Below are 6,994 nucleotides of genomic sequence, written 5' to 3' on the forward strand. Positions count from 1 at the left end.
GGCCGGTGCCGTGCTCGGACGTGGTGAAGAACGGTCGGAAGAGCTGCGCCGCCACGGCGTCCGGGATGCCCGGGCCGCGGTCCATCACGTCCAGCGTCGGGCGGCCTTCGGCATTGAACACGCGCACGCGGATGCGCGCGGATTCGCCCGGCAGGCGGCCGTAGTTCAGCGCGTTCTGCACCAGGACCGTCACCACCTGCTGCAGGTGGCGCGGGTCGACCAGCGCAGGCACCGGCTTGGCGCCTATGATGGTTTCCAGCGTGTCGGTCTCGATGGAAAGGGTCTGCTGGTAGTCGTCGACGAAGCGGCGGACGAAGGTGTTGAGGTCCACGTGCTCGGGCGTGGCGCGCTCACGCCGGGCCAGGCCCAGCACGCTCTCGACGATGCCGTTGGTGCGCTGGCATTGCTGGTGGATGATCTGCAGCAGGCGGCGATCGCCGTCGTTGACGTGCGGGGATTCCTCCAGCAGCTGCACCGCGTAGTTGATCGCGGCCAGCGGGTTGCGGATCTCGTGCGCCAGGCTGGCGGAGAAGCGGCCCAGCGCGGCCAGCGTCAGCGATTCGGCGCGGCGCGACACCACCGTGGCGTCGTCCAGGAAAATCAGCGAGGTCTCGCTGTCGGCCAGCAGGCGGGCGAAGCGCGGCTGCACTTCCGGCTGGTCGGGGGTCAGCTGCATCGGGGTTTCGTCGGTCTGCCAGCCGTTGCGCCAGCGCTGCAGGCGGCGGGCCAGCTCCGGCGCCGCGTGCAGCAGCGACACGCCCTTGCCATCGGCGCCTGCGCCGTCGCCGCCATCGCCGAGCAGCAGGCTGGCGGCTTCGTTGGCCAGCTTGATGTGGTTTTCGGCATCGACCACCAGCACGCCGGTGCGCATGCGGCGGATGATCAGTTCGTTGACTTCGAACAGGTTCGCGACCTCTTCGCCGCGCTTGTCGGCCAGCGCCTGGCTGTTGCGCGCCTTCTGGCCGGCCTGGTGTGCCAGGTAGGCCAGTGCCAGGTAGCTCACCGCGAACATGATGACTTCCGCCAGCGAGCGGCTGGCATTCTGGTCGTGGAACAGGGTGAAAAGGTACTCGCCGAACAGCCCGGCGATGGCCATCAGCGCCACTACCAGCGCCATCCGGGTGTTGGGCAGCAGCAGGGCCGCGGCCGACACGTTGAACAGCAGCATCATCGCCACGCCGGCCGTGGCGGTGGGCAGGGCATGGGTGATGAGCGCGGCGACCGCGATGTCCACGCAGACGCTCGCGAAGACGATCCACACCAGCCAGCGCACGCTGCGGCCGATGAAAAGCAACACCAGGGCCAGCACCAGATAGGCAATCGCGACGCCCATGCCCAGCACTTCGTGGCGGGGCTGGCCAAGCACTTCGCCCAGCGGGCTGAACATCAGCGCGGCCAGGATGCCGGCTTCCAGCACGCGGTAGAGGGCGAAGAAATACAGTTCGCGGCGCGGAACCGATTCGATGCGGGACAGGAGCGACTGGGCCTGGCGCAAACGCGTACTTCCCCTGTAGCGAGGCCCACAGTATAGGCATGACGGCCCCCGCGTGGCCCAGCGAGTCCTTTTCCACCAAAGGCTTAGGCCCGAGGTTTTGCGCCCCCCGCTCCGGTCAGCGACAATAGGGGGCTCGCCCAGCCGCCGCCGTCACGGCCCCGGCCCGGGCGGTGTCTTCTGTTCCCTACCCACGGTGACGCATGAATTTCCACGAATATCAGGCCAAGCAGCTGCTGGCCGAGTACGGCATCCCGGTCCCGGCCGGCAAAGTCGCCGCCACGGCGGACGAAGCGGTCGCCGCCGCACAGTCCCTCGGCAACGGCCCCTGGATGGTCAAGGCCCAGATCCACGCGGGCGGTCGCGGCAAGGCCGGCGGCGTCAAGTTCTGCAAGACCGTCGATGACGTGAAGGCGGCCGCCGGCAAGATGCTGGGCACCAAGATGGCCACCTACCAGACCGCCGGCGTGGAACTGCCGGTCAACCTGGTGCTGGTGACCACCGCCGGCGAGATCGTCAAGGAGCTGTACCTGTCGGTGCTGGTCGACCGCGGCACGCGCACCATCACCTACATCGCCTCGTCGGAGGGCGGTGTGGAGATCGAACAGGTCGCGGCCGAGACGCCGGAGAAGATCCACACGCTCAACGTCGACTTCGTCGAAGGCGTGCAGCCGTACCAGGGCCGCGAGTTCGGCTTCAAGATGGGCCTGACCGCCAAGCAGGCGGGCCAGTTCGCCAACATCATGGTGAACCTGTACCGCATCTTCAACGAGAAGGACCTGGCGCTGGTTGAGATCAACCCGCTGGCGATCCTGGACGACGGCAACCTGTACGCGCTGGACGGCAAGTTCAACAGCGACGACAACGCCGCGTTCCGCCACAAGGACCTGGTCGCCATGCGCGACAAGAGCCAGGAAGACGAGACCGAAGTGCTGGCGTCCGAGATGGACATCAACTACGTGACCATGGACGGCAACATCGGCTGCATGGTCAACGGCGCGGGCCTGGCCATGGCCACCATGGACGTCATCAAGCTCAACGGCGGCGAGCCGGCGAACTTCCTCGACGTGGGCGGCGGCGCCAACAAGCAGCGCGTGATCGAGGCCTTCAAGCTGATCCTGTCCTCGGACAAGGTCGAGGGCATCTTCGTGAACATCTTCGGCGGCATCGTCCGCTGCGACATGATCGCCGAGGGCATCATCGCCGCGGTGAAGGAAGTGGGCGTCAAGGTGCCCGTGGTGGTCCGCCTGGAAGGCACGAACGTGGAAGAAGGCAAGCAGCTGCTGCGCGACAGCGGCATGGCCATCATCCCGGCCGACAACATCAACGACGGCGCCAAGAAGGTCGTTGAAGCGGTCAAGGCCGCCGCCTAATCCACGTCACCGAACCAGGAATCTTCCATGAGCGTTTTGATCAACAAGAACACGAAGGTGATCGTGCAGGGCTTCACCGGCCAGCAGGGCACCTTCCACGCCACCCAGATGATCGAGTACGGCACCCAGGTGGTCGGCGGCGTGACCCCGGGCAAGGGCGGCACGACCCACATCGACCTGCCGGTGTTCGACACCGTCGCCGATGCCGTCAAGAGCACCGGCGCCGATGCGTCTGTCATCTACGTGCCGCCGCCGTTCGCGGCCGATGCGATCCTCGAAGCGGCCGCGGCCGGCATCAAGGTCATCGTCTGCATCACCGAGGGCATCCCGGTGCTGGACATGCTGCGCGTCAAGAACGTACTGACCCGTGCCCATCCGGACACCGTGCTGGTCGGCCCGAACTGCCCCGGCGTGATCACGCCGGGCGAGTGCAAGATCGGCATCATGCCGGGCCACATCCACATGCCGGGCAAGATCGGTATCGTCTCGCGCTCGGGCACGCTGACCTATGAAGCGGTCAAGCAGACCACCGAAGTGGGCCTGGGCCAGTCGACCTGCATCGGCATCGGCGGCGACCCGATCAATGGCCTGAACTTCGTCGACTGCCTGAAGCTGTTCAACGAAGACCCGCAGACCGAAGGCATCATCATGGTCGGCGAGATCGGCGGCRACGCCGAGGAAGCCGGCGCCGAGTACATCAAGCAATTCGTCAAGAAGCCGGTCGTGGGCTTCATCGCCGGCGCGTCGGCCCCGGCCGGCAAGCGCATGGGCCATGCCGGTGCGATCGCCAGCGGTGGCAAGGGCACGGCGGAAGGCAAGTTCGCAGCCATGGAAGCCGCCGGCGTCACCACCGTCCGTTCGCCGGGTGACCTGGGTGCCGCCATCGCGGCCCGCCTGAAGAAGTAAATCGCGCCCTCCGGGCCGATCGGAAAGCCGCCCTGGGGGCGGCTTTCTTTTTTGGTGCCGCCTAAACCCTTTCGCTTCCCCCGGCATCCCATTCCGTATGCTGACCGCCGTGATCGAACCCCTCGCCGAGACAAACGCCGCCGATGACGGTGCCGCGCTGGACACTGCGCTGGCGCGGGCCGCCGCCGGAGGCGACGCCAAGGCATTCGAAGCGCTGTACCGCCGCCACGCCGGCCGCGTGCATGGCGTCATCGCCCGGCTGGTGGGCAGCCATGGCGTGCGTGCCGAGGATCTTGCGCAGGAGGCGTTCGTACGGGCGTGGCAGGCGCTGCCGGGTTTCCGTTTCGAAAGTGCCGTCGGCACCTGGTTGCACCGCCTGGCCGTCAACACGGCACTGATGGAACTGCGCAGCCGTCGCAACGGTCCGCGCTTCGACGACGATGATGAAGCGCTGGACAGCCTGGGGCTGGCCGACAGTGCGGGCCATGGCACGGCGTTGTCGATGGACCTGGAGCGCGCCGTCGCCACGCTACCGCCGCGCGCACGCGCCGTGCTGGTGCTGTACGACGTGGAAGGCTTCAAGCACGAAGAGATCGCCGCCGAGCTGGGCATGGCGGTCGGCAGTTCTAAAGCCCAGTTGCACCGAGCGCGCCAGTTGCTGCGCGAGCGTCTAGGAGTTGCCGCATGAACCCGCATGATCTTCCCCCGTCGACCGACGACGCGCTGCGTTGGCAGCTGCGCGCGATGCGCCAGGACCTGCCGCCGTCGCGCGACCTGTGGCCGGACATCGCTGCCCGGATCGCCACCGTGCCGCAGCACGCGGCCGCCCGTCCGCGCCGCACGCGGCTCGCGCCGTTCGCACTGGCGGCGTCGGTGCTGCTTGCGGTGACGGTGACGTGGCAGCTGCAGCGCGCGCCGACCGGGGATGCGCTCATCCAGCGCGAAGCGGCCGCACTGACCCGCGACTACACCGGCGCGCTGGCGCAGCTCGACCGCCAGGTGACCGCGTCGCCGGAGATCGCGCCGGCGTTGCATACGCTGGATGTGAGTGCCGCCCAGATCCGCCATGCCATCGCGACCGAACCCAATGCGCACTTTCTGCTCGACCAGTTGCGCCGTACCTACGCCCGCCGCCTGGAGCTGACCCAGCGCGCGGCCATGACCTGAGGAGTTCCCCATGCGCATCGCTTCCCTTTCCCTGTTGCTGGCCACCGCCCTGTGGGCGCCCGCCGTCCTGGCGCAGACCGCCATCAACGAAACCCGACCGCTCGATGCCCGCGGGCGCGTCGACATCAGTAATCTCAAGGGCCGCATCGACGTGCGTGGCTGGGAGCGCAACGAGGTGCAGATCACCGGCACGCTGGGCAAGGGCGTGGAGCGGCTGGAGGTGGATGGATCGGGATCGCAGGTGAACATCGAGGTGCGCTATCCCAAGCGTGGCTGGGGAAGCGACGACAGCGGGCCCACCCGGCTGGTGGTGATGGTGCCGCTGCGCGCCGACCTCGACATCGAATCGGTCGCCGCCGACGTGGACGTCACGGGGGTCGCGTCCGGCGAGCTGTCCATCAGCACCGTGAGCGGCAGCGTTTCAGCCGCGGCGGCGCCCCGCAAGGCGGATGTCGAAACCGTCAGCGGCAACGCCAACCTGACGCTCAACAGCGATGACGTGGGCGTGGCCACCGTCAGCGGTGCGATCACGTTGCGGGGGCGCCTCGGCGGCGAGATCGATGCGGAAACGGTGTCCGGCCGCATCGAGGTGATCGTCAACGAGCAGCAGGTGCGTGACTTGAGCGCCAGCACCGTCAGCGGTCGCGTGGACGTGCGCACCGGCCTGGCGCCGGGCGGCGAAATCAGCATGGAATCGGTCAGCGGCAATCTGATGCTGCGCCTTCCCCAGGACGTGTCCGCGCAGGTCAGCGGCGAAAGTTTCAGTGGTTCGCTGAAGGCGACCGGCGTGAGCATCGAGAAACGGCGTGGCCCCGGCAGCAGCTTCAGTACCCGCTACGGCAGCGGCAGCGGTCGCGTCACCGTCGAGACGTTTTCCGGCAGTGCAGAGGTCCGCGTCGAATAGCCGCGGGCGTCTGACGCGACCCACGCGGCGGCGTCGTGTTGTCAAAGCTGAACAGGGAGGGCGCCATCGGGCGCCCTTCTTCGTTGCGCCGCAATCCGACGGATGGTCGCACGTGCGCAAGAAAAAGGTTTCGTAAGTAACTGATGAGGCTGAAAAAAACGAAATTCTTCCGATAAATCATCGGGTTCTTTTCATCGCCGTAAAATTTACGTTATGCTCTGGGCACCAGTCGCGCAGCATTCATGCGTCTGAACCATTGGCCCGGGCCGCGAGGCTTTGGCTTTTCAGTGAACATTTGGAGAGAGAGCCTCTAATGACCAACCTCAAGAAGCTGCCCAACGCAATCCAGTTTGCGTTGTTCGCCAGCGCAACATCGCTGGCAGCGGGCAATGCATTCGCCCAGGAAGCCGCGAGCCCCGATTCGGAAGCCAAGACCCTCGACCGCATCGAAGTCACGGGTTCGCGCATCAAGCGTGCGGAAATCGAAGGCGCGCTGCCCGTCACCGTCATTTCCCGTGAGGCCATCGAGGTCAGCGGCAAGACCACGGTCGCGGACCTGCTGCAGAACTCCACCTTCAACTCGTTCGGTTCGAACAAGCCGGCGTCCGGCTCCTCGGCCCAGTCGATGTCCGAGCTCAGCCTGCGTGGCCTCGGCGGCGGTCGCAGCCTGATCCTGATCGACGGTCGCCGTCTGCCGCTGTCGCCGCAGTTCAGCGAAGCCGGCTCCGACCTCAACTCGATCCCGCTGGCTTCGGTCGAGCGCGTCGAAATCCTGACCGACGGCGCGTCGGCCATCTACGGTGCCGACGCGATCGGCGGCGTGGTCAACATCATCACCCGCAAGGACTTCAACGGCGTTGAAGCCAGCATCGGCGTGGGCCAGGCCCAGAACGGCGGCGACACCGAGTCCGGTTCCGTCGTGTTCGGCATCTCCGGCGACCGTGGCCGCATGCTGGGTGGCGTGTCGTACGCGAACCGCGACATCTCCTACATCCGCGACCTGCCGTGGATGGAAGGCCGTCGTGGTCCGTCGTCCAACGCGAACAACTACTATGTCCCGGCGACCAACCCGATCACCGGCCGCGTCTCGCCCGGCAAGTTCATCCAGTCCGTCCCCGGCGGCTGCACCAACCCGGGCTTCTGGCAGGACGG

7 protein-coding genes are annotated in these 6,994 nt (G+C 66.9%); 6 read left to right on the top strand and 1 reads right to left on the bottom strand.

The features are described from left to right. Positions 1-1,495, bottom strand: a 1,495-nt coding sequence (locus AC04L7_RS09660; protein WP_475512904.1) for a sensor histidine kinase, incomplete at its 3' end; no start/stop codon positions are given. A 200-nt stretch (positions 1,496-1,695) separates the two neighbouring features. Between AC04L7_RS09660 and sucC the strand changes: the two genes are divergently transcribed. From sucC to AC04L7_RS09690, 6 genes are all read left to right on the top strand, one after another. Continuing rightward, positions 1,696-2,865: an ADP-forming succinate--CoA ligase subunit beta gene (gene sucC, locus AC04L7_RS09665; protein ID WP_296278461.1), complete on the top strand. Its 1,170-nt coding sequence runs from the start codon at positions 1,696-1,698 to the stop codon at positions 2,863-2,865. A gap of 27 nt (positions 2,866-2,892) precedes the next feature. Beyond that, a complete protein-coding gene (sucD, locus tag AC04L7_RS09670; protein ID WP_475512905.1) occupies positions 2,893-3,771 on the top strand; it encodes a succinate--CoA ligase subunit alpha in 879 nt (292 codons plus the stop codon). 97 nt (positions 3,772-3,868) lie between these two features. Continuing rightward, positions 3,869-4,459, top strand: a complete 591-nt coding sequence (locus tag AC04L7_RS09675) for an RNA polymerase sigma factor (RefSeq protein WP_436000104.1) — start codon at positions 3,869-3,871, stop codon at positions 4,457-4,459. Further along, complete coding sequence (locus tag AC04L7_RS09680) at positions 4,456-4,938, top strand: hypothetical protein (protein ID WP_436000102.1); 483 nt, start codon at positions 4,456-4,458, stop codon at positions 4,936-4,938. Before AC04L7_RS09675 ends, AC04L7_RS09680 begins: the two co-directional genes overlap by 4 nt. 10 nt (positions 4,939-4,948) lie before the next feature. Beyond that, the gene (locus AC04L7_RS09685; protein ID WP_436000100.1) at positions 4,949-5,842 is read left to right on the top strand and encodes a DUF4097 family beta strand repeat-containing protein; all 894 of its coding nucleotides are present in this window, start codon (positions 4,949-4,951) and stop codon (positions 5,840-5,842) included. 313 nt (positions 5,843-6,155) lie between these two features. Then, positions 6,156-6,994, top strand: an 839-nt coding sequence (locus AC04L7_RS09690) for a TonB-dependent receptor plug domain-containing protein (protein WP_475512906.1), incomplete at its 3' end; no start/stop codon positions are given.

It is taken from the genome of Pseudoxanthomonas sp. LjRoot204_2 (genome assembly GCF_056175765.1).

Excerpts from the sequence above, each read along its gene's own strand:
- AC04L7_RS09680 (WP_436000102.1), top strand. The coding sequence starts at position 4,456 with ATGAACCCGCATGATCTTCCCCCGTCGACCGACGACGCGCTGCGTTGG.
- AC04L7_RS09685 (WP_436000100.1), top strand. The coding sequence starts at position 4,949 with ATGCGCATCGCTTCCCTTTCCCTGTTGCTGGCCACCGCCCTGTGGGCG.
- AC04L7_RS09675 (WP_436000104.1), top strand. The coding sequence starts at position 3,869 with ATGCTGACCGCCGTGATCGAACCCCTCGCCGAGACAAACGCCGCCGAT.
- sucC (WP_296278461.1), top strand. The coding sequence starts at position 1,696 with ATGAATTTCCACGAATATCAGGCCAAGCAGCTGCTGGCCGAGTACGGC.